Source organism: Pseudomonas sp. Irchel s3a12, from assembly GCF_900187485.1.
GTDB lineage: Bacteria > Pseudomonadota > Gammaproteobacteria > Pseudomonadales > Pseudomonadaceae > Aquipseudomonas > Aquipseudomonas neuropathica.
Window position 1 is genome coordinate 104,631 of the sequence record NZ_FYDN01000016.1, and the last position, 26,711, is coordinate 131,341.

Below are 26,711 nucleotides of genomic sequence, written 5' to 3' on the forward strand. Positions count from 1 at the left end.
AGAAGCGCGCAAGTTGCCGGATGCGTTGCGGAAGATCAAGTACAGTGCGTGTTTTTCAATGGTTCAGGTAACGCGCCACCATGGCTCGGTAGTTGCCATCCAATGAATAACCGCCGACGAGGATGGCATTGTCCGCTTGCACCGCCAGCGAGTTGGCCGTGTCTAGACTGCGCCCCAGACGTGTGCGCAGCCAGCCTTTGCCGTCACCGAAGCTGTGATCCAGGCCGCCGTCCCTCTGGTAACGAGCAACAATAAAATCTGCTTCGAATCCGCCAATGGTTGCACCGACCGCGATGATGCGGCCGTCCGCCATGCGCTGGGCGGCGCTCCATTGGCAGCCGCTCGGGCCGATTTCCAGCAACTGTGGTTGCACGCCGTGATGGTGCAGGTTCGGTCGACCGTTGGTGTGCAGGCTGTACGCCATGCACCGGATCGGGTCGCGACTGCTGCCGAAACAATGCAGTGCATCGGCCGATTCCAGGACCTGACTGACCTGCGCGCTTTGCCCGTGAGCCTTGAACGCCATGAATCCGTCCACGGCAAAACGCTCGTCGAGGCGACCATCGGGCAGGTAGCGCGCCAACAGACCCTCCTGTGGAAAGTCGATGGAGCCGGCCACTACAATTCGCCCATCCTCTTGCAACAGCAGGCTGCTGAGCCAGGTGTTGAGCAGCAAGTGGCGAATCATCACGAAGCCGCGGCCGTTGAAGGTTTCATCGAGGCTGCCGTCGGGCTTGAGGCGAATCAGCATGCCGGCATGGTCGGCGAGTTCGAAATGGTGATTGGCGATCAGCAGAATATGGCCGTCGTCCTGGACTACAAAGTCGCAGGCTTCAGCACCCGGGACGCCCGGCGGTAGCCAGGCATCACGGCTGCCCATGGACAAGTCGCCGGGCAGGCGCACTACCTGACGACCGTTGTCACCGAAGCGCAGATCCGGCTTGCCCTGTGCGTCAAACATGGCCAGAGCCGGCAAGGTGCGATGAGCGTTTTCATAATGCAGGCCGGCGAGCAGGATGCGTCCGTCGGGGAGTACCCGGACTTTACCAGCCGTGGCTTCAAAGCCCGGGGCAAAGGTTTCGATCACGCTGCCTTGATCGCCAAAGGTCAGATCGGCCGAGCCATCGGCAAGCATCCGTGCCAGGCCGAATCGGCTACCGGTGGCGACGCCGACCTTAGCTGCGACCAGCACCCGCCCGTGCGAATCGAGGGCGATGTCCTCGGTCAGGCTGGACACACTGCCCGCGAAATACACTTGAGCGACGCCGGTAGCGGCAAATGTTCTGTCGAGTTGACCGGCTCGACTCAATAACGAAGTCGATAGCGCCGGCAGCGCAAAAGTGTTCAGAGTGGACATGCACGCATCTCCTTGCGAGTTGACCTGGTACCGGGAACCGGGCGGGTAACTGCATGAGCGAAACATTCAATCCCTGAACCGGGAGAAGTACAACTGTAAGAACTAACAGGTGGACGGTCGCACTGTGCCAGAACAGTGTCTTTTTGAACCAATAGCAAGCCGGCCAAGCAGTTACGCCTGAATAAGTTGCAAATAGTTGTGTAAAAGTACGGAGAGTTAAAAAGATTAGAACTAACAGAGTAGGGCGGATGACCTGAGCGTCATCCGCATCGCCCGGCTGTTAGTGTGGCATCGACCAGGATTGCAGGCTGTAACCTTCTTCGCTGAGTTCAGCGCGAGCCTGCTCCAACAGTTGCTCGAGTTGCGCCGGATCAGAGTAGGCGCTGCTCGGGATCTGTTTGCGACCGATGTGCGAGTTGGTCCGGTCGATCACGGTCAGGCTGAGCTCGCCATTGCCGTCTTGTGGCGCCCAGGCCACGCACTGGAAAGGTTTGAACGCGTGGTTGGCAATCAAAAGAGCTTCGTTGATACGGAGCGGGGCGGTCATGGGGGTTTTCTCTCTGTCGTGCCCAATCAAATGTTGTGCCGTCGGTTGGGCTTACCGTTCGGCTGGTACTTGTACTGATGCACCGAACCGGTAGGCAGGTCACACATGAAACAAAGAAATTTCAACTTTCTTTCATGGTGTTGCTTTGTGGGCAGCTTTTGAAAGCTCACTGAAAGGTTGAAACAGCAATTTAGTCGATAGCTAACTAACAACCTGGTTTCTTATAACGCGTTTGCTTGTACACCTATAAGCAATCGATACAAGGCGCTGTCAAAATCTTGCTAATGTTACAGTCGGGTCTGCCAAATGACTGTTTTTACAATCATTTCTAATAATTTGGCGCCAAGGAACAGTCATGAGCGAAGCGCCAGCGTTACGACGTTTATTGGTAGTCGATCCGTGCGACGACTGCCACCGCTTATTGCCCGGATTACGCGCCGTAGGTTGGGATGTTGACAGTTGCACCCTGGAAAATGCCGCCGACCGCAGTTGTGATGTCGGCTTGTTGCGATTACAGCCGTTTCATCTCGAACGCCCCGAGGCGGTCAAGGAGCTGATCAGTCGCAGCGGCACTGAATGGATCGCCGTGCTCAATCAGGAAGTCCTGCGTTTACAGAACGTCGGTGACTTCGTCTGTGAATGGTTTTTCGATTTCCACACCTTGCCGTTCGACGTGTCGCGGGTGCAGGTCACCCTTGGCCGGGCATTCGGCATGGCGCGCTTGCGCGGGCAGGGCACGATTCACGTCGATCAACCCGAACATGAACTGCTCGGTGACAGCAAGCCGATCCGCGAATTGCGCAAATTGCTCAGCAAACTGGCACCGACCGAATCGCCGGTGCTGATCCGCGGCGAAAGCGGTACCGGCAAAGAACTGGTCGCGCGCACGCTGCATCGGCAATCCCAGCGTCACAGCAAACCATTTGTGGCGATCAATTGCGGGGCGATTCCCGAGCATTTGATTCAGTCCGAGCTGTTCGGCCACGAGAAAGGCGCGTTTACCGGCGCGCATCAGCGCAAGGTCGGGCGTATTGAGGCGGCCAATGGCGGTACGCTGTTTCTCGATGAGATTGGTGATTTGCCCCTTGAACTGCAGGCCAATCTGCTGCGCTTCTTGCAGGAAAAACACATCGAACGCGTCGGCGGCAGCCAGCCGATCCCGGTGGATGTGCGTGTGCTGGCGGCGACTCACGTCGACCTTGAAGCGGCCATCGAGAAGAAACGTTTTCGCGAAGACCTGTATTACCGGCTCAACGTGCTGCAGGTGGTCACCGCGCCGTTGCGTGAACGCCATGGTGATCTCTCGATGCTGGCCAACCACTTTTCCCACTTCTACAGTCATGAAACCGGCCGCCGTCCACGCAGCTTTAGCGAAGACGCGCTGATTGCCATGGGCAAACATGACTGGCCGGGCAACGTCCGTGAGTTGGCCAACCGTGTGCGTCGTGGTTTGGTGTTGGCTGAAGGGCGGCAGATCGAGGCCCGGGACCTGGGCTTGATCAGTCAGCACTCGATCGCCACACCGATGGGCACGCTGGAAGATTACAAGACCCGCGCCGAACGCCAGGCGTTGTGTGACGTGTTGAACCGGCACAGCGATAATCTCAGTGTGGCGGCCAAAGTGCTCGGCGTGTCACGGCCGACGTTCTACCGTTTGCTGCACAAACATCAGATTCGTTAGATCACTGAAGATCAAAAGATCGCAGCCTGCGGCAGCTCCTACATTGGGTTTGTGTAATCCCTGTAGGAGCTGCCGCAGGCTGCGATCTTTTGCGTTTGCTTAAAAGTAGTACGGGAATTTCAGGCTGAAGGAAAAGTCCGGGGCATCATCCGTCATGCCGATGGACAGGTTGGGTACGATGGTCAGGTTGTCAGTGGCAGCAATGGTCATGCCGACGTTGAAGTAACCGGCGTTGGCGTCGCTGGACACCACCGATTCCCAATCTCCGCCATCCTGTTTCAGCTTGCTCTTGCGTTGCACCAGATCAGACACCGAGAACGACATACTCATCTTCTCGTTCAGCGCAAAGGCAATACCGGCGCCGATCTGGAAGCTGTCGCCGATCTTTACCTTGCCCGGGTTTTTCTGGTTGACCGTAGAGCTGATGTCGTCAAACGACTCCTCCAGGTTGTGGGTGTAGGACAAGCTGCCGAACAGCACCGCCGGGTCGAACGTCTTGACCAGCGAGATGCCCGGCGTGATCGACCAGACGCCGTTGCCGGTGGGCAGGGTGTCAGGTACAAACAGATTGGAGTTGGCATCGGTCTGGCGAAGTTTGATGCCGAACGGATCCTTGCCCGTTGGCGCCTTGACCCGCAGGGTGACCACCGCGTCCGGTGTATTGACCGACTCGTCGAGGAACTTGTAAGCAATGCCGAAGTTGACGTCGCCAATGGTTGGATCCTTGGTGACGGTTTCTTCTGTGGTGACTCCCGCCGCGCCCTCATTGCCGCCGCCCGACTGATAAGTCGATTCGCGATACACCACGGGCACGTTCAGGTCGAACTGCCAGCGATTATCGAAGTTGTAGCGGCCCGTCAGGTCGAGAGTCCAGGTGTCGGCCTTGATCCGGTCGAGGTTGATGTTGCCGAGAAAAATCGAATCCAGCGCGAGGAAGCCGTTGAGAATCAACTGGCGCGTGTCATAGCGCGAATAGGTGATGCCGGTTTCGACGCTGAACTTGCCGCCGCCGAAGAAGCCACTGGCCTCGTCGTACAGGTTGGAAACGCTCTGCGCCGGTTGCGAATCGTCCGCCAGCGATTGCCCGTAAGAAGCGCCACTGCCCCCGGCGGCGCCTCCTGATGCGGCTGCCGCACCGGTACCGGTGGCGACGCGGTTGCCTTTCATGTCCGATGGTGATTTGGCCAAACGTTTTGGCGGTGGGGCGGCGGGTTGCTCTTCAACCTGGCGGACTCGTTGTTCGAGGACCGCCAGGGCCTTTTGTTGTACTTCGTATCTTTGCTTCAGCTCCAGAAGCTCTTGTTTCAGGGTTTCTACATCGGCGTCCGGTGCCGCTTGCAGCATCGCGGCCGGGAGAAGAGTGCTCAAACACACTGCGGCACGCAGTGATACTGATCGATACATGAATAAGCCGTCCCTTTAAGCCCAATGATCGAGACTCAGCGTAGTTCAATATCCAATAGTGCGTAGTGCCCTGAGTTGACTCAGGTTGCAATCCAGTGCGCCGGCACTCATGCCGTTATTGTTCAATACGACGTTGAGTTGAGTCATGTTATTGACCACGTTGGCACTGCCCAGCAGACGGGTATTCTGCAGCAAGCCACCTTGGGCGACTTGTTGCAGGGCTGTGCCCTGATTGCCGGCGGCTTGAATGGCCATCTGTACGCCGCCACCGTTGGCCGAAACGGCCACGCTGCCCGCGGCATTGCTGCCGCCAATGGTTTGTCCGGCCATCAGTGCCTGCCCTTGAGTGGGCACCAGCGCGGGGGCCTGATTGGCTTCCGAAACGTTGATGGCTACATTGTTGTAGGCGGTATTGCTGTCGCCAGCGGCACGCACGCTCTGCGTCACGCCCTGGCTGCTGTTGAGGCCGGCGCCACCAGTGATCGTGCCGGTACCCGCAGGAAGGGGGCTGCCGTTGCCGTGCTCCTTGATCGTTTGCACATAAAATTCGGGTCTAACCGTTGCTGCCTGAAGTTGCATCGAGGTGGCTGCCCCGATCAAATCTCCGCTGGCATTGCGCCAGGTACTGCTCATGACAATGCCGAAGCTGATAATCCGCCCCGGCATGACATAACGACCACGCAGCTCGGCGAGCTCCTGGTCCTTGATCTCTATGGGTTTGAATCCTGCATTGGCGTAGCCCGATGCGCTCGCTGCCAGGCAGGCGGCGGCCAGCCAGTATGAGGTTTTCATCTGCTGCTCCCGGGACATCCAGTCCCATTTTCTATAATCGGCGATTAAAAGAAGTCGCTCTGAATGAACCCAAAATCCATCAATTCAGCATCTTTGACCGGGTTGAAACCGTCGAGCTTGTTCTTGGCCGTCAATGGCACCGGAGGGCTGCGCAAGGCGTTGGCCTTGTCATATCCGGGACCGACGATGGCGAAGACAATGCCGTTCCAGCCTTTGACAAAGTCATCATGTTTGTAGCGTTTATGGCCGAGAACCGGGTCTCCGATGTAAACCCAATCCTTGTCCGAACGCTGCAACACGACGAAATGCTTGTAGCCGCGAATTTCCATCAGTACCACCACCGGGATCGTTACCGCTTCGAGCTTTTCCGGTGGAATCTTGTAACCCCTGGCGCGCATGCCGATGCTTTCTATGTAGCGCTTCATGTCGAGCATGGAAAACCCTTGAGTACGAACAAGGTCCTGGTCAGCGTTGACCAGCATGCCTTTGATGATGTGCTCCTCATCGACGTCGAGCCAATAGGCTTGGCGTAATACCGTGGCCAGTGCAGCAGCGCCGCAGCTGAAATCGGTTTTCTGTTCGACGATGTCGGCAAACTTGCGCTCACGGATGCTCTGCACGTTTTTGTAGACGAGCGTGCCACCCGGCAGGGCAGCGACGGGCATCTGACCGGCCTGAGTCAGGCCACAGACGAAAAGCAGAGCGAGGAGAGCAGGCTTACGCATGATCGATACGCCTTTGCGGACTGAGGAAAAGCCCCGTTTCCGGGGCTTTCGTTTCGATCGCAGTTACAGGCAGGCTCTGCAGCCAGCAGCGATGGACAGCGAGTTGCTTTGTTGGTTGCCCACACCCGCCGAGACGTTGGCTCCGCCGTTGCCGGAGAAGTTGTTCATCGAGTTGGTCATGTTGGCGTTGTTGACCACTGGCGCTTTCCAGCCGTCTTTGGTCATGACTTGCTGAGTGGTTACGCCAGCGAGGCCAAAGGTACCCACGGCTTCGAACTTGGCTTTCTGGTCATCGTTGCCACCGTGACCGCCGCCACGATTGCCCCAACCGCCGTGATCATTATCGTCTTCGATGGTTGCAGTGCCTTTTGCCTTGAACACGCCGGCAGCGGCATAAGTGCCGGTGAGGGTGTCGGTTTTGTAGGTCTGCACGCCTTTGTTTTCTACAACCAGGCCAGTGGAAGACTGGTTGGCAGAAGCAGCAGCCTGAGCTACGCGGCCACCGGATACGGCGATCGCCAGGTTGTTTTTCTGCTGGTTGAAGTTGCCGGCAGTGACGTTGATACCGATGTTGCCGGAACCATTGTTGCCTGCGTTGTTGAGCGTAGCGTTATTGAAGGTGGACGAGTTTTTCACATAGTTGTTGGTGTTGACTTGAGTGGCACTCGAAGCAGCAACAGCGTTACCGAAGATGAAGCTTTCGTCAGCGGTGGCCAGCGCAGCAGCGTTGTCCTGCTGGTTGCCGTCGCCGGCTGCAACGTTGGCGCCCATGTTGCCGTTGGAACCGTTGAGCGAATCACTGGCATTAGCGTTGTTCAAAGTGCCCTGGTTTTTCACCACGTTGCCGTCGCTGTCTTGCACGTCAAGCACAGCGGCACCGGCGCCTGCGGTGATTTGCAGCAGTTGTTCCAGGGTTGGGCCTTTAGGCTGGTTATTACCATGCCCGTTGCCGTGCCCATTACCATGATCGTCATCACGACCGCCTGCCTGTGCTGCGATTGCCATCACTGCTGCAAGTGCGAAAACCAGTGGTTTGAGAGCCATTGTAGGTTTCATGGTGTTTCTCCATCGTGCTTATTAGTTGGTTAAGTGTTGGTACTTTCTAATTGCACTGCTTTTGTTGTTTGGGTCAGTCAGCGACCCGGATGCTCAGGGTGTTAGCCATTCGGTTCCCCACCCCGGCACTCTGGTTCACCTGGATTACCCCGCGGCTGCCGGTGAAGGCCTGATCACTTGTCGTGACCTGGCGACTGCCGGGTGAGGTCCCAGTTGCTCCTGAGCTTGGTAAAAGCGCCACGTTCTGTTGTGAAAGGGCACTGTCGTCAACGCTCTGCGGGGCAGCACTGATGCTGACGCGCGTGACGTTGGCCATCTGGTTGTTGGCGCCGGCACCCTGGTTCACACCGAGGATCCCGTTGCCATTACTGAAAGAGGTGCCGCCAATGGATGCGCTGGCGTCGATGGAGCGCGAGGCCGGTGTGTCGATTTTCTGCATGACGCTGGTACTGGCGTGGGATTCGGTGCCGATTGCCACTGCCTTGACGTTGGTCTGCTGCATTTGATCGCCAGCCGCCTGGTTGACGTTGAAGTTGCCGCGATAATGGACGCCGGAGTCTTGAATATTGGCGTTGTTCACTGAAACGGGATCAGCAGCCATAACTGTGGTGCAACCGAGCAGGGCGAGCAGAAGGAGTGAACGATTCATCTCATTGGCCTCCGGCCATGCGGGTCAGGGGGGCAAGGCCGGAACTCATGGCGCGGTTGATCGTGCCGGAAATCGCACCACCGGAACCGCCGCCGTGTCCTGCGCTCATGCCGGGCATGCCGTTGGGATTGGTGACGGTATTGAGGCCTGGCAGGTTGCTGCCGGCCTGGACATTGTTGACGGTGCGGAACGCGCTGCCGCTGGCGACACCGGCGAAGTCGCCATCGCTCAATTCGGTGCTGTTCATGGTGGAATTGATGCGCGCGGACGGGTTGGCATTGACGGTGGTCGGGTAGGGGTCTTTGCCACCATTGCGACCGATAGGAATAGGCTGAACATCGCGGTTGAGGACGATGACGCCGTTGCCTTCCGCCTGCACGTTGAAGCTGATCAGCGTACTGGCTGCTGATCCGATCAGCAGAAGGCAGGTCAAACCTTTTTGGATATTCCCCACGGCTGCAATTCCTTCTTCAGTGGGCTGGCCCGAGTCAGCGTTGTGAAGGAGAGAGCGAAAGCTGTGCCGCTTTTTAAAAGTTTTTGAATTTCAATGAGTTGGTAAATAAACACGCGCAGCTGAAACACAAGCTGTTTCAGCGTTGAAACACCCACGGCCGCGCCGAGCTGTCTATTGGCTGAGCAAAGCTCTGGAACAAGGGTTTGCGACGATGTGTTTCAACTACGTAACAACTCGGATGACAAAGCCATGAACAGCGCTGAAACGGGCACTCTGCACGTCAACGAGTGTTTCAGAATCGGACACTTTGTCCCCAAAACAGGGGAAAGTGCCGGGGAAGGTGACCCGTTGACCGGGTCATTCGACCAGTAATTGCTCGACGGCGGCAAAGGCCTGCACTTGGCGCTCGGCCCAATTGCCCTGGATGACCTGAAAGTGCTGGTGGTGGTTTTCCAGCCAGTTCTGCGTGGCTTGGTAAAACGCCAGACGCTCGTCCAGATCCGGTTGGCAGCGCTGACCGTCATCGGTCCAGTCGATCTGTTCCGGGGACAAAAGAAGGTGCAGGTCGTAATGCCGTGCCAACAGCTCGGTTTCCAGCCAGTCCGGACAGTCAGCAAACAGCGTCTGGCTCCACAGCATGTTGCTCAGCAGATGGGTGTCGAGAATCAGCAGTGACGGCTGTTGCGCCCGAGCCTCATCCTCCCATTGCAACTGGCCCCGAGCGATATCAGGGATGTCGGCCAGGCATGTATCGCGGGGATTGAGTTCGATAAACCGACGCACGTATTCATCCACCCGCAAGCCGCCAAAGCGTTGTTGCAGGCCCGCCGCCAGCCAGCTCTTGCCAGTGGATTCGGGGCCGGTCAGGACCACAACCTTCATGGGCGCAACGCCGGGTCGGCGCGCCATTCGCGATAGCCTTGCACCGCCAGCAGGGTGAATAGCCCGTACAGCGCAGCGGTCAGGTACAGCCCTTTGTAGATGAACAACCCGACAAAAATCACATCGAGTACGAACCATAGCGCCCAGCATTGCAGGCGTTTCTGTGCCATCCACAGTTGCGCCACCAGGCTGAAACCGGTCAGCGCCGCATCCAGCCACGGTTGCGCGGCGTCGGTCCAATGCGCCATGGCCGCGCCGAGCAAGACACTGCCGACCGCGCCAACGCTGAGGCCGAGCAACAGAGTGCGGCGATCGAGGCGAGTGACCTCGCGGCCGTCATGCATCGTCCCGGCGCGGGTCCATTGCCACCAGCCATAGACTTGCAGCGCGGCGTAAATCACTTGCAGCAACATGTCCGAGTACAGCTTCACTTCAAAGAAGATCCAGCTATAGAGCAACACCATGACCAGACCGATCGGCCAGCACCACGGATTCTGTTTGACCGTCAGCCACACGGCGATCACCCCGAGGGCGGCGGCAAACAGTTCAAGCCCGGACATGGGGGTTCCTTGGGGGAGTGAAAGAAGGGGGCGGATTGTACTGCATTGGGCTAGGTACTGATGATCGCTGTAGATCAAAAGCCCCTCACCCTAACCCTCCCGAAACGTCGGACCGCCCGTAGGGAGAGGGGACTGAGCGAGTTGGATGTTCGAGATACGCCGACCTGATCTTTCTGCGTTGAATCCATAATCGACTCGATTTTTCAGGTCGACGTATAGCTTGAGACACCTCGGTCGGCCCCCTCTCCTTGGGGAGAGGGGTGGGGTGAGGGGTGGGCTGACCACAGTTACACGGGTCAGACGCGGAACTGGCGCAGGAGGGCGTTGAGTTGTTCGCTCAACTGGCCAAGTTTCAGGCTGGCCGCACTCGATTGTTCGGCAGCGATCGCCGTGCTGTGCGAGAGGCCGGCCGCCTGAGTGACGTTCTGATTGATGTCCTCGACCACATGCGCCTGCTGCAACGTGGCGCTGGCAATCGACGCGTTCAGGCCATTGAGATTACGCAGTGCCTGGCCAATGGCATTCAGGCTCGCACCGGCCAACCCGGCTTGTTCGATGGTCAGTTGCGACGCCTTGCTGCTGTCGCCGATCACTTTTACGGCGGCTTCGGAGTGGTTCTGCAGGCGCTCGATCATCGACTGGATTTCCGCCGTCGACTTCTGCGTACGTTGCGCCAACAAGCGTACTTCATCCGCCACCACGGCAAACCCGCGACCTTGCTCCCCGGCCCGCGCCGCTTCAATCGCGGCATTAAGCGCGAGCAGGTTGGTCTGTTCGGCAATCGAACGGATCACCTCCAATACGCTGCCGATCTGCGTGCTTTCGGCAGCCAGGGTGCGAATCACTTCCACCGCTTGATCAATGGTGCCGGACAGCTTGTCTATCTGCTGCAAGCTGCCGTCGATATTGATCTGGCCCTGTTGCGCCTGCGCTTCGGCATCGCGCATTTCGGCGGCGGCGTGCTCGGCGTTCTTTGCCACGTCCTGCACGCCATAGGTCACTTCGTTGATCGCCGTGGCCACCAGTTCCATCTGCTGCGATTGCTGCTGGCTGCGTTGCTGAGCCTGCGAGGCGTCGTTGCCCAGTTCGCTGGACGACTGGCCCAAGGCGCTGGCCGACACCTGCAAATCACCGATCACCCGGCGCAGCTTGGCGGTGAAGGCGTTGAAGTGATGCGCCAGTTCAGTGACTTCATCTTTGCCATGGGTATCGAGGCTGCGGGTCAGGTCGCTTTCACCGCTGGCAATGTTGGCCATGGCGTTCACGGTTTCCTGCAATGGGCGGACGATGCTGCGCGCGATGAGGATCACCAACAGCGCCATGATCACGGCGATCACCAGGCCGATGACCGTAGCCTTGATCACTTGGCCCTGGAATTCCGCCTGCACATCGTCGACGTAAACCCCGGAGCCGAGCACCCAGCCCCACGGTTCGAAAAGTTTGACGTAGGACGTCTTGGCCACCGGCTCACTGGCGCCCGGTTTTGGCCAGCGGTAGTCGACCATGCCCGCGCCTTTCGATCGGGCGATGGCGACCATTTCGTTGAACACCGCAAAGCCGTCCGGGTCACGGATCGCTGAGAGGTTCTGGCCTTCGAGTTTCGGGTTGGTCGGGTGCATGACCATCACGGGCGTGAGGTCGTTGATCCAGAAGTAATCGCTCTGGTCGTAACGCAGGCCGCGAATTGCCGTCAGCGCCTGTTTCTGTGCAGCCTCTTTGCTCAGGGTGCCGGCGGTTTCGAGGTCGTGGTAATAGGTCAGCAGGCCGCTGGCGGTCTGCACGACGTGCTGGGTTTTCTGGGCTTTGGCATGGTAGAGATCGTCGTGGATCTGCTTGAGCATCAACACGCCCAAGGTCAGCAACATGACCACCGCCACAATCAAGATGAGCCACAAGCGTCGGCTGATCGACACACTGCGCAAGCTGTTCATAACGCTGTCACTCCGGATTCTTTTTCTTGTAATAAACGACCGCCAGCATCCAACCACGATTTCGTGAGCGGGCATACGCGACCCAAGTCGTATAACGCGGCAGCGCTAATAAGGCTTGTCTGTTAGGATTTCGGCCCCGCGCGTGAAAACCTGAATCCAAATTGATATTTCACGGAATTTTGACCGTTTCGTGTGGATCCTGTGCGTGCGGAATCGGTACAGCCATAAACAGCTACGCTGATCGCAGTGAACGCTAGAAAAATACTATCGGGGCATGCCGGCGCGCATCGCTCTTTGGGGGATTGATGGATCTTTGGACGGCCTTGCAGGCACTGATACTAGGAGTTGTAGAAGGGCTGACGGAGTTTTTGCCCATTTCCAGTACCGGACACCAGATCATTGTTGCCGACTTGCTCGATTTCGGCGGCGAACGGGCCATGGCGTTCAATATCATCATCCAGCTCGGCGCGATCCTCGCGGTGGTCTGGGAGTTTCGCCGCAAGATTTTCGATGTGGTCATCGGTTTGCCGACGCAGCCCAGCGCCCGTCGTTTCACCGCCAACCTGCTGATCGCATTTCTGCCCGCTGTGGTGCTGGGCGTGATCTTTGCCGACCTGATCCACGAATACCTGTTCAACCCGATTACCGTTGCGACCGCGTTGGTGGTGGGCGGCATCATCATGTTGTGGGCGGAAAAGCGTCAGCATGAAGTGCACGCCGAAACGGTCGACGAGATCACCTGGAAAGATGCCCTGAAAGTCGGCTTCGCCCAGTGTCTGGCGATGATTCCCGGCACTTCGCGTTCCGGCTCGACGATCATTGGCGGCTTGCTGTTCGGCCTGTCGCGAAAGACCGCTACCGAGTTTTCCTTCTTCCTTGCGATGCCGACCATGGTCGGTGCGGCGGTTTACTCGGGCTACAAGTACCGTGACTTGTTTGTGCCAGCGGACTTCCCGGTGTTCGCCATCGGTTTCGTCACCGCATTCATCTTCGCCATGATCGCCGTGCGCGGTTTGCTCAAGTTTATCGCCAGCCACAGCTATGCGGCATTTGCCTGGTATCGGATCGTATTTGGTCTGGTCATTCTGGCGACGTGGCAGTTTGGCTGGATTGATTGGGCGGCGGCCAAGCCATGAGTGATTCCCGCGCACGCCGGCCCGAAGGGCGACCTTCGGGCGGCAACAACATCCAGCATCTGAAGCTGAAACTGCTGGTTCTGCTGATCGTCTGCGCGCTGCCGTTGTTCGGCTCGGTGTCGATGTGGTTGCGCGGGATCTCGTTGGTGCCGCTGACGGCTTACGGTGTTGTGAGTGTGTTGGCGTTCTTCATGTACTGGGCCGACAAGCGCAAGGCGCGCGCCGATGCCTGGCGCACACCCGAGAACATCCTTCATGCCGTGGAACTGGCGGGCGGCTGGCCGGGCGCATTGATCGCCCAGCAGGTGTTCCGGCACAAGACGCGCAAGGTGTCGTTTCAGATTCTGTTCTGGGTGATTGTCGTGTTGCACCAAGTGTTCTGGATCGACCAGCTGTTTCTCGGCTCGAACTTGCTGACGCTGTTCTGAATACACCGCAATTCCCTATGTAGGAGCTGCCGAAGGCTGCGATCTTTTTGATCTTGCTTTTAAAAGATCAAAGTCAAAAGATCGCAGCCTTCGGCAGCTCCTACACTGGGGGATCGGGTTTACAGCAACAAACCGATTTGGGTCTTTTTCGGCAACTTGCTCACCACCAGTTGATGCGAGCGCTGCAACAACCCGCACAATTCCTCGGCACCTAGCGGGTAGGGCGGATGCATGATGATCCACTGCGCCCGCGCCAGATACGGCGCCGGGTGAATGCCCGGGCGGTCGCAATGGCCAAGAAACAAATCCTTGTCGACCTTGAACGCCAGGGAATCCCCACGCAGCCCCTGCAAGGCAAACATCTTGTTGCCGGCAATCGAAAACACTCGCACGCCGCCCCATTTGTAATCTTCCCGAGCGCCCGGCAATGCCAGGCAGAACGCGGCCACGTCGGCTTCGCTCATCTTTCCCTTGCTCATAACAACCGCTCCCCACAGGCATTGAACGACTCGACCAGATGATCGATCCACGCGCGCACCGCCGGCATCACCCCGCGCCGATGCGGATACACCGCTTGCAGCCAGCCGCCGGGCAGTGACCACTCCGGCAACATCTGCACCAGCGTGCCGTTTTCCAGCTCCGCCTCGCAATACATCATCGGTAACAGGGTAAATCCCTGACCGGCGAGGACGCAGGCCTTGCGTACGACAAAATCATCGATGCCCAGGCGAGCCTCCATGTTCAGTTCGAAACTGTGGCCCTGTTGATCGAGCAGGCGCACATGCACCATGCGATCGGCCTCCAGCGCACCCAGTACGGGCAGATGCTTCAAGTCTTGCGGATGGTTGATCGTCTTGCCCTGTAAAAACGCCGGGCTGGCCACCACGACCATCTGCGCCTGACGCAGGCGTCGGGTCACCAGCAGCGGATCCTCGTCACCATGCTCACGCACGCGCAACGCGACATCAAAGCCTTCACCGACCAGATCGACCCGGCGATTGAGCAGTACGACTTCCAGTTGCACCTGGGGGAATTTGCCGAGGAAATCGCTGATCACCCACGGCAACATTTCCCGGGCCAGACCTGTAGGGCAGGAAACGCGCAGTCGTCCGCGCGGCTCGCTGGACATGCTCGCCACCGCCTCATCGGCCATTTCTGCTTCGAGAAGCATCGCCTGACAGTGGCGCAAGTAACGTTCGCCAACCGCGGTGAGATTGAGTTGCCGGGTGGTGCGTTGCAGCAAACGTGCGCCAAGGCGTTCTTCCAGTTCGGCAATGCGCCGCGATAACCGTGATTTGGGAATCCCGAGCAATCGCCCGGCCGCAGCAAAACCGCCGGCCTCGACGACTTTGGCGAAATAGTAGAGATCGTTGAGGTCTTGCATCAGGGACATCCGACTGTTCTATCAGTGGGACAAACTATCGCATTTCAGGCGGCTAATCATCCATTGGTTTCTTGCGTAGGATTGTCTCCATTCCGTCGCCACCGGCGATTCCTTCCAGGAGATTCCACATGAAACTGCTGCATATCGATTCGAGCATTCTGGGCGACAACTCGGCTTCCCGTCAGTTGAGCAGCGAAGTTGTCAAAGCCTGGCAAGTTGCCGAGCCAAGCGCCGTGGTGACCTACCGCGACCTGGCCGCCGACGCCATCAGCCACTTCTCGTCGACCACCCTGGTCGCCGCTGGCACCACCGCTGAGCTGCGTAACGCCGCACAACAGCACGAAGCCGAACTGAGTGCTTCGACCCTGGCCGAGTTCATCGCCGCCGACGCGGTTGTGATCGCGGCTCCGATGTACAACTTCACCGTACCGACCCAACTCAAGGCGTGGATCGACCGCGTTGCAGTCGCCGGTCAAACCTTCCGTTACACCGAAGCCGGCCCTGAAGGTCTGTGCGGTGGCAAGAAAGTGGTGATCGTATCGACTTCCGGCGGCATTCATGCCGGTCAGGCCAGCGGCATCGCTCACGAAGAATATCTGAAGCTGGTACTGGGCTTCCTCGGCATCACCGACATCGAAATCGTCCGCGCCGAAGGCCTGGCGTATGGCGACGAAGTGCGTAACAACGCCATGACCGCTGCACAAGCGAAGATCAGCGAGCAACTGTTCGCCGCCGCGTAAGGCTTGCGTAAAGAACAGCTGATGTTCAGGTAACACCCAAAAAACTCTGTATTCTGGTTCCGCAAGGGGCGAATACGGAGTTTTTTGTTTCTGACTGTTACATAATCTGGCCCGGGTTATGCAGTCACACAATCAGCGTCTGAGTGCATTGTCGTACCGGAACACCGAATCCCCGGGGTTTCAGGCCCGCAACGCAACGGAACTTTCGATTGAGTAACAACAGGGTGGGGCATCCCATGATGCGTCTTTGTGCAACGTTACTGATTTGCCTGCTCGGCAGCCTTAACACAGTGCATGCCGCGCCTGGGCGACACCCGGTCTGGAGCGTCGGTTATCACGAGATGACCTTCCTCGATCCGCTCGACCTGCAACCGATGCGCGCCATCGCCTTTTATCCCTCCAGCGATCGTGAACACCTGAGTCTGCTTGAGGGCTATTCGGTCGAAGCCGGCGAAGACACCAAAGTCGCCATCGGCCGCTTTCCGATGCTGATGCTGTCCCACGGCAACACCGGCACGCCGCTGGCGTTGCACGACCTGGCGACCTCGCTGGCGCGCAAAGGCTTTGTGGTGGTGGCGGTGATTCATCCCGGCGACAATTCCAAAGACCACAGCCGACTCGGCACCCTGAGCAACCTCTACGGGCGGCCGATCCAGATTTCCGAAGCCATCACCGCGACCTTGGGCGATCGCATGCTTGCGCCGTACGTCAACGCCGATCAAGTCGGGGTGATCGGTTATTCCGCAGGCGGCGAGACCGCGTTGATCCTGTCCGGGGCGCAACCGGATCTCGATCGCCTGCGTCGGTATTGCCAAGAGCGCCCGGACGATCGTGATGCCTGTAATACGCAAGGTGAGTTGATCGTTGATCGGGATGATCTGCAACCGGTGGCCGATCCGCGCGTTCATGCGCTGTTGCTGATGGCGCCGCTGAGCCTGAAGTTTGGCCGTCACACCCTGGCCGATGTGCATGTGCCGGTGCTGCTCTACAGCGGTGATGGTGACAAACTGGTGGCCTTCGACAAGAATGCGGCCGCGCTGGCGCGCAAACTGCCGACGGCACCGGATTTCAAATTACTCGCAGGGGCTGGGCACTTCGTATTTATGGCGCCGTGTAACGAAGAGCAGATTCGCGCGATGCCGGCGCTGTGCACCGATGCTGATGGTGTGGATCGCGAAGATATCCATCGCAACCTGATCTCGGAGGCCGGGCGATTCTTCTCGCACACCTTGGGTAAACCGACCCGGGCCGGCATGCAAACCGCGGATCAATAGTCAGGTGCAGAACCCTTGTGGGAGCGAGCCTGCTCGCGATAGCGTCATACCATTCAACATATTAGGTGACTGACACACCGCTATCGCGAGCAGGCTCACACCTACAGGGGATCGCGGCGAACTTCAGGACATCGCCCGGCGCTGCAGCAGTAGGGTCAGCCCCAATCCGATCACCGACAACAGCGCCGCACTGAAGAAAATCCACGAATACCCCAGATTCAAAGCCACCGCGCCCATCAACGGCCCGGCAATCGCCAGTGCCAGATCGAAGAACACTGCATAAGCCCCCAACCCGGAACCACGACTGGAGCTGGGCACCTGTTTGATCGCCTCGACACCCAGCGCCGGGTACACCAGCGACAGGCCAAACCCCGCGAGTCCTGCGCCGATCAGGGCAAACGCGGTGGACGGTGCCACCCACAACAGCACCAGCCCCACGGTTTCGATGCTCATGCAGGCAATGGCTGAGCTGAAGCCGCCGAAACGACTGATCGCTGAAATAAACATCAGCCGTGACAGGATGAAGCACACGCCAAACACCGTCAGACAGTACGCCGCGCCGGACCAGCCACGGTTGAGGTAATACAGCGTGATGAAAGTGGTCAGGGTGCCGTAACCGATCGAGGCCAGGGTCAGACTGGCGCCATACGGGGCGATTCGCCCGAACACCGCCCAAAACGGCAGGCGTTCGCCACGGATCACCGGCACCGACGGTTTGTTGCGGATCAGCAGCAGTGCACCGGCCGCCAGTACGGCCAGCGCGATGCCGAGGCTGGTGAAACCGTAATCAGCGACCATCACCACGCCTAAGGGCGCACCAATGGCAATCGCCCCATAGGAGGCAATGCCGTTCCAGCCGATGGATTTTGCCGTGTGTTCAACGCCGACCTGGCCCATGCACCAACTGATCGTACCGACACCGATCAAGCCCTGCGCGATGCCGAGCAGCAAGCGGCCGATGATCAGAATGATCAGAATGATCAGGCTTGTCAGCGGCCAAGTCTGCAGCAGGGTGGAGAGCAGCGTCAGCAAGCCACTGAGGACAATTCCCCACAAGCCATAAATGATCGCCCGTTTCGTGCCGACCGTGTCCGACATGCGCCCGGCCATTGGCCGGCTGAGCAGGGTGGCCAGGTATTGCGAGCCAATCACCAGCCCGGCGATGACCGCGCTGAAACCCAGTTGCTCATGCACATAACCCGGCAACACCGCGATCGGCAGGCCGATGCAGAGGAACGCAATAAAGGTGTAGAACACGATGGAAACGATCTGCAGGGTGATCGCCATGGAGCTTTGCGGTGGCAGTTGCTGCGCAGACATGAGGACTCGTTCGCGGGCGGCGGTGGGAGAGTTCGCATCATGGCTTGGGCTTGAGATAAAAGAAAGCAGGCTAACTATCTTTCCAGATTGATCGTTCCCACGCTCTGCGTGGTAACGCCGCCACGGACGCTCCGCGCCCCGCTCGTGTGACGCGGAGCGTCACGGGATGCATTCCCACGCAGAGTGTGGGAACGATCAGCGCGCTGAATGCAAAAAGCCCCGTCACATGGACAGGGCTTTTCAGTTTTCAGCTGCTTTTTAGAACACCACACCCTGACTACGCAGGTAGTCATCGTAAGTGCCGCTGAAGTCGGTCACGCCATTCGGGCTCAGCTCGATGATGCGCGTGGCCAGGGACGATACGAACTCACGGTCGTGGCTGACGAAGATCAGCGTGCCCGGGTAGTTTTCCAGCGCCAGGTTCAGCGCCTCGATCGATTCCATGTCCAAGTGGTTGGTTGGTTCGTCCATGATCAGCACGTTCGGCTTTTGCAGGATCAGCTTGCCGAACAGCATGCGACCTTGCTCACCACCGGAGATGACCTTGACCGACTTGAGGATTTCGTCGTTGGAGAACAGCATGCGCCCCAAAGTACCGCGAATCATCTGCTCGCCCTGAGTCCACTGACCCATCCAGTCGAACAGGGTGACGTCGTCTTCGAAATCGTGCGCGTGATCCTGAGCGTAGTAGCCCAGTTCTGCCGCGTCGGTCCACTTGATGCTGCCGGCGTCCGGGGTCAGTTCGTTGACCAGAGTGCGCAGCAGGGTGGTTTTGCCGATACCGTTCGGGCCGATGATCGCCACGCGCTCGCCGGCTTCAACCTGGAAGCTGAAGTCTTTGAACAGTGGTTTGCCGTCGAAGCCTTTGGCCATTTTTTCGACGATGACCGCCTGGCGGTGCAGCTTCTTGTTCTGATCGAAGCGAATGAACGGGCTCACGCGGCTCGAAGGCTTGACCTCGGCCAGCTGGATCTTGTCGATCGCCTTGGCGCGGGAAGTAGCCTGCTTGGCTTTCGAGGCGTTGGCCGAGAAGCGGCTGACGAACGATTGCAACTCGGAAATCTGCGCTTTCTTCTTGGCGTTGTCCGACAGCAGTTGTTCGCGGGACTGGGTCGCCACGGTCATGTACTCGTCGTAGTTGCCCGGGAACAGACGCAGCTCGCCGTAATCCAGGTCAGCCATGTGCGTGCACACGCTGTTCAGGAAGTGACGGTCGTGAGAGATGATGATCATCAGGCTGTTGCGCTGGGTCAGCACGTTTTCCAGCCAGCGAATGGTGTTGATGTCCAGGTGGTTGGTCGGTTCGTCGAGCAACAGCACTTCCGGATCGGAGAACAGCGCCTGCGCCAGCAATACACGCAGTTTCCAGCCTGGCGAGACTTCGCTCATCGGGCCGAAGTGCTGCTCGATGCCGATGCCCAGGCCCAGCAACAGTTCACCCGCGCGGGATTCGGCGGTGTAGCCGTCCATCTCGGCGAATTCGGTTTCCAGCTCGGCCACGGCCATGCCGTCTTCTTCCGACATTTCCGCCAGCGAGTAGATGCGGTCGCGCTCGGCCTTGACCTTCCACAGCTCTTCGTGACCCATGATCACGGTGTCGATCACGGTGAATTCTTCGTAGGCGAACTGGTCCTGGCGCAATTTACCCAGACGCACGTTCGGCTCGAGCATGACCTGACCGCCGGACGGGTCGAGGTCGCCGCCGAGGATTTTCATGAAGGTCGACTTGCCGCAACCGTTGGCGCCGATCAGGCCGTAGCGATTGCCAGCACCGAATTTGACCGAAACGTTTTCGAAGAGCGGCTTGGCGCCGAACTGCATCGTGATGTTAGCTGTGGAGATCAATTACCTTACCTATCAATGGGTTAGAGCTGGTGTTTTGTGTGTCTGATACCGCTTCGATACCAATCCGGAGCTTGTCCAGCTCCACCCAGTCTGAGCTTGAGTTAAGTCAACGCGCATACGTCGCCAGCAGCATTGACCGGTGTGGCCACGCTGCTGAACGACGAATACGGGGTCTGTGTTTGGACATTGCGCGCATTGTCGCATAAGTAGGACGGCAGTTGTATGACGGGCGATAACGAACGTCTAGCGCGAACAGGGCTTCTACGCAGCGCCGGTTTCGGTGGTCGCCTTCTGGCTATGGGCGAAAGTGCTGCTATTTTTACGGGGTTGTGGCACGGTGCCATGACTTGCGCGAGCTTCGGTAATGAAAGCAATCATTCGCTCGCCAGCGACTTCAAAACGCCCCGACCATCTGGACTTGAACCGATGCTCATGATTCGGCATGAACAGCTGCATGCATTTCAAACTGATTCGACGGTTAAGTTCGCCGAAAAAATTCTGCCTGAAATGAAAGCGGCTTACCCGGACGCGGTCGCTGGGGTCAGCGACGACGCATTCAGGCAGCGATTGATTACCTATATAGACAGGGCCCAATCCTATGGCCTGGAAGAATCGCGAGACATCGTGGCCTACATAAAGCTGACGCTTTGCATGGGCTGCGAATTCATGCAGCGGTCAGCGATAAGTCAGGTTTTGATGGATGTAAATATTCCGCCGCATCAACGGATGGGGATCCTGTTGAACTCGCTGATGTCGGTTCGTTAAAAATAGTTACTCGCGTCTATGGAGCAGCAATGCGATGGAATGCAAAAAATGTGTGAGTGTCGCCGACATTAAAAAGGCTCATGCCGAAGACCAGTCGGGCGAAAGTGTCGGAGTGAAAACGGTATGCCCCAAGGATAGCGCAAGCGCCAGTTCTTCCGTTGTCGAGTCATCGTTGTCTATGCCGGTCATGGTTTCTGTTCCTGTGGAACCATACAAAACCATGGCAGAGTGCAAGACTGCTAAAAAATACATTGAGAGTCAGCGCGCCTATCAGAATTCGTTCATTGGCCATTGTTTTCGAAGTGTGATGACCGAACACTCGAGTGTGGGATTCGAGTTTGAGTTTACCGGACACTCAATATTTGCCCTGGATTCGCACGTTGCGCTGGGGAGTTCCGGGGCGTTATCGGCTTTGTTTGGTATTTGTTTCGAGCTGGAAAGCGATTCTGGGCAAATTATCGAAATAGGCATGCCGCCGTTTTTGATCCCTAGAATCGAAGGTAAACATAACAAGGAGGAAATCGCTGCGGTCTTCGCCTGTATGAAAGATGCGATGCTGAGCATTAAAAGGGTTGCGGTAAACGATAAGCACAGCCTTGATAAATTGCTTTGCCTTGTTGAGCAGGAAGGCATCGGAGATAAATGGTCAAAGAAAACCCAGCGCATTCTTGAGGTCTGCGAGCCCACTTCTGATAAGGCTAAAGGCGATAAAATCTATTCTCAAATGAATATTTCCATGAGCGCCATTGAAAGTGCGGATTTGATTACGGCGTCGAGAGAATGGTTTGCCGAAGAAAAAGACTGGAACGAATGTGAAAAATCGTTCATCGGTGATACTTACCGTACCCTGGAAAATTTGCACAACGGCAAGCAAGCGGCAGTCATTCACATCAACAAAGCCTTGGTGAATACACTGGCTATTCCTTCTCTAGTCTATCCACGACGCAACGGAAATCCGGTACCGGAGAACATGGATTACTCATCGATGGTCAAGGAAATGGCCAGTGTCTGGGTGAAGGATTCTCCAGCCAATATTTTGGCGACGTTGGCAGGGCCTGGCGATCGTGAAGAGTTGAAGCAGCATGCGGAGTTTGCATTTGAAACAGTTATCAAGCCGAAGCTCAACACGCTGATCGGTTATATGAGGGTTGATGAGGAGGGGGCTGTTGGCAGGCCATTCGCGTACGAGAAAGAACAGTGGGCAAAAATCAATACGGTTTTTCAAGGGGAACCGGAGTGGATCTGTGAGGACACTCGTAGCAAGTTATTGGTTTTAGGTAAAACTGTAGCCACTTCTTTTGAGCCTGTCCTAACTAGACTCGATGAGTGGGGAAAGCTAATCAAAAATGATGATTACAGGGAGTTTGATGATCTTGTTAAAGAGGGCTTTTTGGCAGTTGAGGTGGGTGATGAAAGCGTCGATCGTGAGTCGACGCGTGCTTCTTTCTATGCTGACCGTTATAGGCAAATAAAAGAGGCGATTGACACGGCGTGTCAAAAAGCAGTTGCGGAAGCGAGCACTCAGACTGTCTACAACGATATTGAGAAAGAAGTCACTCATATGATCGGCCGCTTAGGGGGCGGTGCCGTTGATTTTGGCGCGCACTCGTTTGGCAACGAAACATTTGGCGAAGGATTTGGCGTGAGAAAAGATACCTTCGTCAAATATTTCAAATCTGAGTGTCCGAGTTGGGCTTCGGGGATGCCAGAGCTTGTATATAACGTCGTCGAGATTCGCAGCGATCTTGCTGTTAAAAAGTACCTGGGTATCGCAGTTGTCGTATAGCGCATCTGAAGCCTTTTACCGCTGATCTTCCGTAGCCCTCTAGAGGATGATGCAAAGGGGAGGCGTCTGAAAAAGCGGCGGGACTGCTGTTGTGAAAGGGCTGCCAAGGACGCCGGGACAGCATTTGGCGCAATCGCAGGACAGATTTTCACAGATGAAGGCTCACCCTCAGTTACAAACTGTGGCTAAAATGCCACCTTTCACCGAGCGTCCGGTTACGGCGCGGGCCAAGGACGTGCCATGTGTATTCAGACCACTGCATAAGACGCTGGGCCTCAGGCCGCCAGGCGCGCAGTTTGTTCACTTTTGACGTGTGACGATTTCCGTGAAACTCATCATTGCTGCTATTTATGTCATTTCCATTGCGTACGTTCACCTGCGTGGGCGTGTGCGACACAAACTCGGTCGACAACTGAGCGACCATTCGACGTTTCTCGCGCCGATCAACTGCTTCCTTTATCTGTTTTCGAAAAAACCGAACAAGCCGTACCTGGACCCTAGCGAGTTTCCTGACTTGAGCCCGTTGCAGGCGCACTGGGAAGAAATCCGTGAAGAGGGGCAGAACCTGCTGCGTGCCGGCGAGATCAAGCGCTCCAACCAGTACGACGATGTCGGTTTCAACTCGTTCTTCAAAAGCGGCTGGAAGCGGTTTTACCTGAAGTGGTACGGCGAGAGCCATCCGTCGGCCATGAAGCTGTGCCCGCGCACCACCGAACTGGTGCAGAGCATTGGTTCGATCAAGGCCGCGATGTTTGCCGAGTTGCCCCCGGGTTCGAAACTGGTGCGTCACCGTGACCCGTATGCCGGTTCCTATCGCTATCACCTGGGCCTGGACACGCCGAACGATGCCGGCTGCTACATCAACGTCGACGGTGAAAATTACCATTGGCGCGATGGCGAAGCGGTGATGTTCGACGAGACGTTTATTCATTACGCCGAAAACACCACCGACAAGAACCGTATCATCCTGTTCTGCGATATTGAACGGCCGCTGAAGTACCGCTGGGCCGCCGCCTTCAACGCCTGGTTCAGCCGCACGGTGATGTCGGCGGCGGGCGCACCGAACGATGCTGGCGACCGTACTGGCGGGATCAACCGCTTGTTTACCCGGATCTACAAGATTCGTCTGCGTGGCAAAGAGCTGAAAAAGCGCAATCGCAAGCGCTACTACATGGAAAAGTGGGCGATCTTCGGTGGTTTGCTGGCGATCTTCATTATGATCTGAATTCAAGGTAAACGCTGCTGACGCCATCGCGAGCAGGCTCACTCCTACATTTGAAATGCGTTCCCCTGTAGGAGTGAGCCTGCTCGCGATGACGGTCTCAAGGGCAACCAATCACTATCAGGAAGCCTTCTTGGTCTTCTTCGCCGGCGCAGATTTCGCCGTTTTCTCTGCTTTCGCTTTCGGCTTCGCCACCGCTTTCCCGCCCAGACTGCGTTTGAGCAGCTCGGTCAAGTCGATCACATCAGCGGTTTTACGCTCTTCCTCGCCGCCCACCGTCTCAACATCCTCGATCTTGCCTTCATGGGCCTTTTTCTCGACTAGCGCCATGATCTTGTCTTCGAACTCATCCTTGTAATCCTCGGGCTTCCAGTCTGCGCTCATGTCCTGCACCAGCCGTTTGGCCATGTCCAGCTCACCCTTGGCTAACTGCGGCTTGGTCACTTCGCTGCCTAGTTCCAGCTCATCGAGACCACGTACCTCCTGCGGCCAGCGCAACTTCACCAACACCAGCGCCGATTCCAGCGGCATTAACGCTGCGAGGTATTGGCGCGTATGCAAGACAACGCGGGCGAGGGCGACCTTGTTGGTTTTGCTCAGGGTTTCACGCAGTAACGCGTAGACCTTGCCACCGCGTTTGTCCGGCGCCAGATAGTAGGGCGTGTCGATGTTTTGCAGGGGAATCTGATCGGCGTCGACAAACGAGAATATGTCGATGGTCTGCGTTGAAACAGGGTGTGCCGAGCGGATCTCTTCTTCGCTGAGCACCACATATCGGCCTTTTTCGTAGGCCACGCCTTTGACAATGTGTTCCTTGGTAACTTCTTTGCCGGTGACCTTGTTTACCCGTTTATAACCAACGGGATCCATGCTGCGGCTGTCGAGCCAATCGAAATCCACGCCCTGCGACGAGGTCGCCGAGACCAGTGCGACAGGGATGTGCACCAGTCCAAAACTGATTGCGCCTTTCCAGATTGCCCGAGCCATGGTGAGTTCTCCGAGTGATGATCGGATGACCTGCGGCCACGACTGAAAGTTTCCCCGGGATGCGCGGGTTACCAGCCACTTGGTCAAGCCGTGTTACATGTTGTTTGAGCCTGACGGGTTAACAAATCCGAACCCTCGGCGTAGCGTGGACTCGAAGGCTCTATCCCACGCCCATCGAGAGGCAGCGTCATGAACCGAATTCTGCTTGGCATCGTCGTCCTTGCCCTCAGTGGTGGGCTGGTTCATGCCGACGTGCTGTTGGCGCAAAGCCCCACTGGTAACAGCAATAACCCCTACAACAGCCCGATCCGCCGGGCCAATCCGAACAGCATGCAGGGCACTCAGCCCAGCGCTCCCCCCATTCGGGGGCCGAACACCGTACCAACGCCGCGCAAGCCTACGGTCGAGAACCGGGGCATTGGCAACGGCCAGCCGATCCGTTCGGTGCCGAGCACTCCCCCCACGTTCATTCCCAACCCACCTTCGCGCGGCGGAGACAGCAATCGTTGAGCGCCAGGACTGAAGTTCTGTCGGCCCTTCAAACGAAAAAAGGAATCGTGCATGTTGCGTAAAACCCTTCTAGCCACACTGTGTGCCGGTGCGCTGATCAGTGCTCCGGCCTTTGCAGCCGCGCCCAAAGAGCTGCAAAGCGAACAGGGCACCCTCGAAGTCACGACCATCACCGCAGGCCTTGAGCATCCATGGGCGCTGGCGTTTCTGCCGGATCGCCAAGGCATGCTGGTCACTGAGCGTCCGGGCAATCTGCGCGTGGTGGCGGCAGACGGCACGCTGTCAGCACCAATCTCCGGTGTACCGCAGGTCTGGGCCAAGGGGCAGGGCGGGTTGCTGGATGTCGCGCTGTCGCCGGACTTCAAACAGGATCGTCTGGTCTATCTGTCCTATGCCGAAGGCGGCGGAGCCGGCGACAAGGCTGGCACCGCCGTAGGGCGCGGGCGGCTTGCGGATGACCTGAAGACGTTGAAGGACTTCAAAGTGATCTTTCGCCAGGAGCCGAAGCTTTCGGTCGGCAATCACTTTGGCTCGCGGCTGGTGTTTGATCGCGACGGTTATCTGTTCATTACCTTGGGCGAGAACAACGACCGGCCGACTGCGCAGGATCTCGACAAGCTGCAAGGCAAGGTCGTGCGCATCTACCCCGACGGCAAGGTGCCGGACGACAACCCCTTTGTCGGCCAGTCCGGCGTTCGCCCGGAAATCTGGGCCTACGGCGTGCGCAATCCGCAGGGCGCGGCGCTCAATCCATGGACTGGCACGGTATGGGAGAATGAGCACGGCCCGCGCGGTGGCGACGAAGTGAACATCATCGAACGCGGCAAGAACTATGGCTGGCCACTGGCGACCCACGGCATCAATTACTCGATGCAGCCGATTCCGGAAGCCCAGGGTAAAACGGCCGAAGGCACCGTCGCGCCGCATCATGTGTGGGAGAAATCGCCGGGCGTTACCGGCATGACGTTTTACGATGCCGATCGTTTTAAACCGTGGCAACACAATGCGTTTATCGGCGCACTGGTGACTCAGGAACTGATCCGCCTGCAGTTCGATGGCGACAAGGTCGTGCATGAGGAGCGTTTGCTCGGCGAACTCAAGCAGCGGATTCGTGATGTGCGGCAAGGGCCGGATGGTTATTTGTATGTGCTGACCGATGAAGAGAAGGGTTCGCTGTACAAAGTTGGCCTGAAGCCGACACCTTGACGGGTAGGCCCCTGTAGGAGCTGCCGCAGGCTGCGATTTTTTTGATCTTGATCTTCACAACAAAATCAAA

General features: G+C 57.5%; 26 protein-coding genes. 10 read left to right on the forward strand and 16 right to left on the reverse strand.

Features of this window, described 5'->3' with window-relative positions:
• Positions 1–55: 55 nt before the first annotated feature.
• Both CKW14_RS24565 and CKW14_RS24570 read right to left on the reverse strand, forming a co-directional pair.
• Positions 56–1,357 carry a hypothetical protein gene (locus tag CKW14_RS24565; RefSeq protein WP_095126281.1) on the reverse strand — a complete coding sequence of 434 codons (1,302 nt, stop codon included), beginning with the start codon at positions 1,355–1,357 and terminating at the stop codon, positions 56–58.
• A gap of 280 nt (positions 1,358–1,637) precedes the next feature.
• Complete coding sequence (locus tag CKW14_RS24570) at positions 1,638–1,904, reverse strand: hypothetical protein (protein WP_095048857.1); 267 nt, start codon at positions 1,902–1,904, stop codon at positions 1,638–1,640.
• Positions 1,905–2,259: 355 nt separating this feature from the next.
• Here CKW14_RS24570 and CKW14_RS24575 point away from each other — a divergent pair, with 355 nt between their 5' ends.
• Complete coding sequence (locus tag CKW14_RS24575; RefSeq protein WP_016983762.1) at positions 2,260–3,585, forward strand: sigma-54 dependent transcriptional regulator; 1,326 nt, start codon at positions 2,260–2,262, stop codon at positions 3,583–3,585.
• Positions 3,586–3,684: 99 nt separating this feature from the next.
• On the opposite strand, the gene CKW14_RS24580 is transcribed toward CKW14_RS24575, so the two are convergent.
• The 9 genes from CKW14_RS24580 to CKW14_RS24620 all read right to left on the reverse strand — a co-directional run bounded on the left by CKW14_RS24580 (position 3,685) and on the right by CKW14_RS24620 (position 12,038).
• Entirely contained in the window at positions 3,685–4,989 is a 1,305-nt protein-coding gene (locus tag CKW14_RS24580) for a hypothetical protein (protein WP_095048858.1), read from the reverse strand.
• A gap of 45 nt (positions 4,990–5,034) precedes the next feature.
• Positions 5,035–5,781 carry a hypothetical protein gene (locus tag CKW14_RS24585; RefSeq protein WP_095048859.1) on the reverse strand — a complete coding sequence of 249 codons (747 nt, stop codon included), beginning with the start codon at positions 5,779–5,781 and terminating at the stop codon, positions 5,035–5,037.
• Between the two features lie 44 nt (positions 5,782–5,825).
• Positions 5,826–6,506 carry a C39 family peptidase gene (locus tag CKW14_RS24590; RefSeq protein ID WP_095048860.1) on the reverse strand — a complete coding sequence of 227 codons (681 nt, stop codon included), beginning with the start codon at positions 6,504–6,506 and terminating at the stop codon, positions 5,826–5,828.
• A gap of 63 nt (positions 6,507–6,569) precedes the next feature.
• The gene (locus tag CKW14_RS24595) at positions 6,570–7,562 is read right to left on the reverse strand and encodes a heme utilization protein (protein ID WP_095048861.1); all 993 of its coding nucleotides are present in this window, start codon (positions 7,560–7,562) and stop codon (positions 6,570–6,572) included.
• A gap of 73 nt (positions 7,563–7,635) precedes the next feature.
• Entirely contained in the window at positions 7,636–8,211 is a 576-nt protein-coding gene (locus CKW14_RS24600; RefSeq protein WP_095048862.1) for an adhesin, read from the reverse strand.
• A 1-nt stretch (position 8,212) separates the two neighbouring features.
• A complete protein-coding gene (locus tag CKW14_RS24605) occupies positions 8,213–8,665 on the reverse strand; it encodes a hypothetical protein (RefSeq protein ID WP_038361181.1) in 453 nt (150 codons plus the stop codon).
• 357 nt (positions 8,666–9,022) lie between these two features.
• A complete protein-coding gene (locus tag CKW14_RS24610; RefSeq protein WP_095048864.1) occupies positions 9,023–9,547 on the reverse strand; it encodes an AAA family ATPase in 525 nt (174 codons plus the stop codon).
• Positions 9,544–10,107 carry a nicotinamide riboside transporter PnuC gene (gene pnuC / locus CKW14_RS24615; protein ID WP_095048865.1) on the reverse strand — a complete coding sequence of 188 codons (564 nt, stop codon included), beginning with the start codon at positions 10,105–10,107 and terminating at the stop codon, positions 9,544–9,546. Before pnuC ends, CKW14_RS24610 begins: the two co-directional genes overlap by 4 nt.
• A gap of 296 nt (positions 10,108–10,403) precedes the next feature.
• Positions 10,404–12,038: a methyl-accepting chemotaxis protein gene (locus tag CKW14_RS24620; protein WP_095048866.1), complete on the reverse strand. Its 1,635-nt coding sequence runs from the start codon at positions 12,036–12,038 to the stop codon at positions 10,404–10,406.
• A gap of 305 nt (positions 12,039–12,343) precedes the next feature.
• On the opposite strand from CKW14_RS24620, the gene CKW14_RS24625 reads away from it, so the two are divergent.
• Positions 12,344–13,174, forward strand: a complete 831-nt coding sequence (locus CKW14_RS24625; protein ID WP_095048867.1) for an undecaprenyl-diphosphate phosphatase — start codon at positions 12,344–12,346, stop codon at positions 13,172–13,174.
• The gene (locus CKW14_RS24630; RefSeq protein WP_095126282.1) at positions 13,171–13,602 is read left to right on the forward strand and encodes a DUF1294 domain-containing protein; all 432 of its coding nucleotides are present in this window, start codon (positions 13,171–13,173) and stop codon (positions 13,600–13,602) included. Before CKW14_RS24625 ends, CKW14_RS24630 begins: the two co-directional genes overlap by 4 nt.
• A gap of 119 nt (positions 13,603–13,721) precedes the next feature.
• On the opposite strand, the gene CKW14_RS24635 is transcribed toward CKW14_RS24630, so the two are convergent.
• Positions 13,722–14,081 (reverse strand): MmcQ/YjbR family DNA-binding protein, encoded by a 360-nt coding sequence (locus CKW14_RS24635; protein ID WP_095048869.1) that lies wholly within the window; start codon positions 14,079–14,081, stop codon positions 13,722–13,724.
• Complete coding sequence (locus CKW14_RS24640) at positions 14,078–14,986, reverse strand: LysR substrate-binding domain-containing protein (RefSeq protein ID WP_093432790.1); 909 nt, start codon at positions 14,984–14,986, stop codon at positions 14,078–14,080. The genes CKW14_RS24635 and CKW14_RS24640 overlap by 4 nt, the downstream gene beginning before the upstream one ends.
• Positions 14,987–15,114: 128 nt before the next feature.
• Between CKW14_RS24640 and CKW14_RS24645 the strand changes: the two genes are divergently transcribed.
• Positions 15,115–15,726 (forward strand): FMN-dependent NADH-azoreductase, encoded by a 612-nt coding sequence (locus CKW14_RS24645; RefSeq protein ID WP_095048870.1) that lies wholly within the window; start codon positions 15,115–15,117, stop codon positions 15,724–15,726.
• A gap of 236 nt (positions 15,727–15,962) precedes the next feature.
• Positions 15,963–17,000, forward strand: a complete 1,038-nt coding sequence (locus CKW14_RS24650; protein WP_095048871.1) for a dienelactone hydrolase — start codon at positions 15,963–15,965, stop codon at positions 16,998–17,000.
• 123 nt (positions 17,001–17,123) lie between these two features.
• Here the strand turns inward: CKW14_RS24650 and CKW14_RS24655 are convergent, their stop codons facing one another.
• Together CKW14_RS24655 and CKW14_RS24660 are read right to left on the reverse strand one after the other, a co-directional pair.
• Complete coding sequence (locus CKW14_RS24655; protein WP_095126283.1) at positions 17,124–18,320, reverse strand: MFS transporter; 1,197 nt, start codon at positions 18,318–18,320, stop codon at positions 17,124–17,126.
• A 258-nt stretch (positions 18,321–18,578) separates the two neighbouring features.
• A complete protein-coding gene (locus CKW14_RS24660) occupies positions 18,579–20,165 on the reverse strand; it encodes an ABC-F family ATPase (RefSeq protein ID WP_095048873.1) in 1,587 nt (528 codons plus the stop codon).
• Between the two features lie 222 nt (positions 20,166–20,387).
• On the opposite strand from CKW14_RS24660, the gene CKW14_RS24665 reads away from it, so the two are divergent.
• The 3 genes from CKW14_RS24665 (at position 20,388) to lpxO (ending at position 23,941) form a co-directional block, all read left to right on the forward strand.
• Positions 20,388–20,930 carry a hypothetical protein gene (locus CKW14_RS24665; protein ID WP_095048874.1) on the forward strand — a complete coding sequence of 181 codons (543 nt, stop codon included), beginning with the start codon at positions 20,388–20,390 and terminating at the stop codon, positions 20,928–20,930.
• Positions 20,931–20,964: 34 nt separating this feature from the next.
• Positions 20,965–22,716 (forward strand): hypothetical protein, encoded by a 1,752-nt coding sequence (locus tag CKW14_RS24670; RefSeq protein WP_095126284.1) that lies wholly within the window; start codon positions 20,965–20,967, stop codon positions 22,714–22,716.
• 325 nt (positions 22,717–23,041) lie between these two features.
• Complete coding sequence (lpxO, locus tag CKW14_RS24675) at positions 23,042–23,941, forward strand: lipid A hydroxylase LpxO (RefSeq protein ID WP_095049089.1); 900 nt, start codon at positions 23,042–23,044, stop codon at positions 23,939–23,941.
• A gap of 117 nt (positions 23,942–24,058) precedes the next feature.
• On the opposite strand, the gene CKW14_RS24680 is transcribed toward lpxO, so the two are convergent.
• Positions 24,059–24,925, reverse strand: coding sequence for a Ku protein (locus tag CKW14_RS24680; protein WP_095048876.1), 867 nt, complete (start codon positions 24,923–24,925; stop codon positions 24,059–24,061).
• A gap of 189 nt (positions 24,926–25,114) precedes the next feature.
• Between CKW14_RS24680 and CKW14_RS24685 the strand changes: the two genes are divergently transcribed.
• Positions 25,115–25,435, forward strand: a complete 321-nt coding sequence (locus tag CKW14_RS24685; protein WP_095048877.1) for a hypothetical protein — start codon at positions 25,115–25,117, stop codon at positions 25,433–25,435.
• A 51-nt stretch (positions 25,436–25,486) separates the two neighbouring features.
• Positions 25,487–26,641 (forward strand): PQQ-dependent sugar dehydrogenase, encoded by a 1,155-nt coding sequence (locus tag CKW14_RS24690; RefSeq protein WP_095126285.1) that lies wholly within the window; start codon positions 25,487–25,489, stop codon positions 26,639–26,641.
• Positions 26,642–26,711 lie beyond the last annotated feature (70 nt).

Coding starts and splice junctions, on each gene's coding strand:
- CKW14_RS24680 (WP_095048876.1), bottom strand. CDS start 24,925: ATGGCTCGGGCAATCTGGAAAGGCGCAATCAGTTTTGGACTGGTGCAC.
- CKW14_RS24665 (WP_095048874.1), top strand. CDS start 20,388: ATGACGGGCGATAACGAACGTCTAGCGCGAACAGGGCTTCTACGCAGC.
- CKW14_RS24655 (WP_095126283.1), bottom strand. CDS start 18,320: ATGTCTGCGCAGCAACTGCCACCGCAAAGCTCCATGGCGATCACCCTG.
- CKW14_RS24685 (WP_095048877.1), top strand. CDS start 25,115: ATGAACCGAATTCTGCTTGGCATCGTCGTCCTTGCCCTCAGTGGTGGG.
- CKW14_RS24640 (WP_093432790.1), bottom strand. CDS start 14,986: ATGCAAGACCTCAACGATCTCTACTATTTCGCCAAAGTCGTCGAGGCC.
- CKW14_RS24585 (WP_095048859.1), bottom strand. CDS start 5,781: ATGAAAACCTCATACTGGCTGGCCGCCGCCTGCCTGGCAGCGAGCGCA.
- CKW14_RS24620 (WP_095048866.1), bottom strand. CDS start 12,038: ATGAACAGCTTGCGCAGTGTGTCGATCAGCCGACGCTTGTGGCTCATC.
- CKW14_RS24600 (WP_095048862.1), bottom strand. CDS start 8,211: ATGAATCGTTCACTCCTTCTGCTCGCCCTGCTCGGTTGCACCACAGTT.
- CKW14_RS24670 (WP_095126284.1), top strand. CDS start 20,965: ATGGAATGCAAAAAATGTGTGAGTGTCGCCGACATTAAAAAGGCTCAT.
- CKW14_RS24565 (WP_095126281.1), bottom strand. CDS start 1,357: ATGTCCACTCTGAACACTTTTGCGCTGCCGGCGCTATCGACTTCGTTA.
- pnuC (WP_095048865.1), bottom strand. CDS start 10,107: ATGTCCGGGCTTGAACTGTTTGCCGCCGCCCTCGGGGTGATCGCCGTG.
- CKW14_RS24635 (WP_095048869.1), bottom strand. CDS start 14,081: ATGAGCAAGGGAAAGATGAGCGAAGCCGACGTGGCCGCGTTCTGCCTG.
- CKW14_RS24580 (WP_095048858.1), bottom strand. CDS start 4,989: ATGTATCGATCAGTATCACTGCGTGCCGCAGTGTGTTTGAGCACTCTT.
- CKW14_RS24630 (WP_095126282.1), top strand. CDS start 13,171: ATGAGTGATTCCCGCGCACGCCGGCCCGAAGGGCGACCTTCGGGCGGC.
- CKW14_RS24650 (WP_095048871.1), top strand. CDS start 15,963: ATGATGCGTCTTTGTGCAACGTTACTGATTTGCCTGCTCGGCAGCCTT.
- CKW14_RS24575 (WP_016983762.1), top strand. CDS start 2,260: ATGAGCGAAGCGCCAGCGTTACGACGTTTATTGGTAGTCGATCCGTGC.
- CKW14_RS24610 (WP_095048864.1), bottom strand. CDS start 9,547: ATGAAGGTTGTGGTCCTGACCGGCCCCGAATCCACTGGCAAGAGCTGG.
- CKW14_RS24625 (WP_095048867.1), top strand. CDS start 12,344: ATGGATCTTTGGACGGCCTTGCAGGCACTGATACTAGGAGTTGTAGAA.
- CKW14_RS24645 (WP_095048870.1), top strand. CDS start 15,115: ATGAAACTGCTGCATATCGATTCGAGCATTCTGGGCGACAACTCGGCT.
- CKW14_RS24690 (WP_095126285.1), top strand. CDS start 25,487: ATGTTGCGTAAAACCCTTCTAGCCACACTGTGTGCCGGTGCGCTGATC.
- CKW14_RS24595 (WP_095048861.1), bottom strand. CDS start 7,562: ATGAAACCTACAATGGCTCTCAAACCACTGGTTTTCGCACTTGCAGCA.
- CKW14_RS24570 (WP_095048857.1), bottom strand. CDS start 1,904: ATGACCGCCCCGCTCCGTATCAACGAAGCTCTTTTGATTGCCAACCAC.
- CKW14_RS24590 (WP_095048860.1), bottom strand. CDS start 6,506: ATGCGTAAGCCTGCTCTCCTCGCTCTGCTTTTCGTCTGTGGCCTGACT.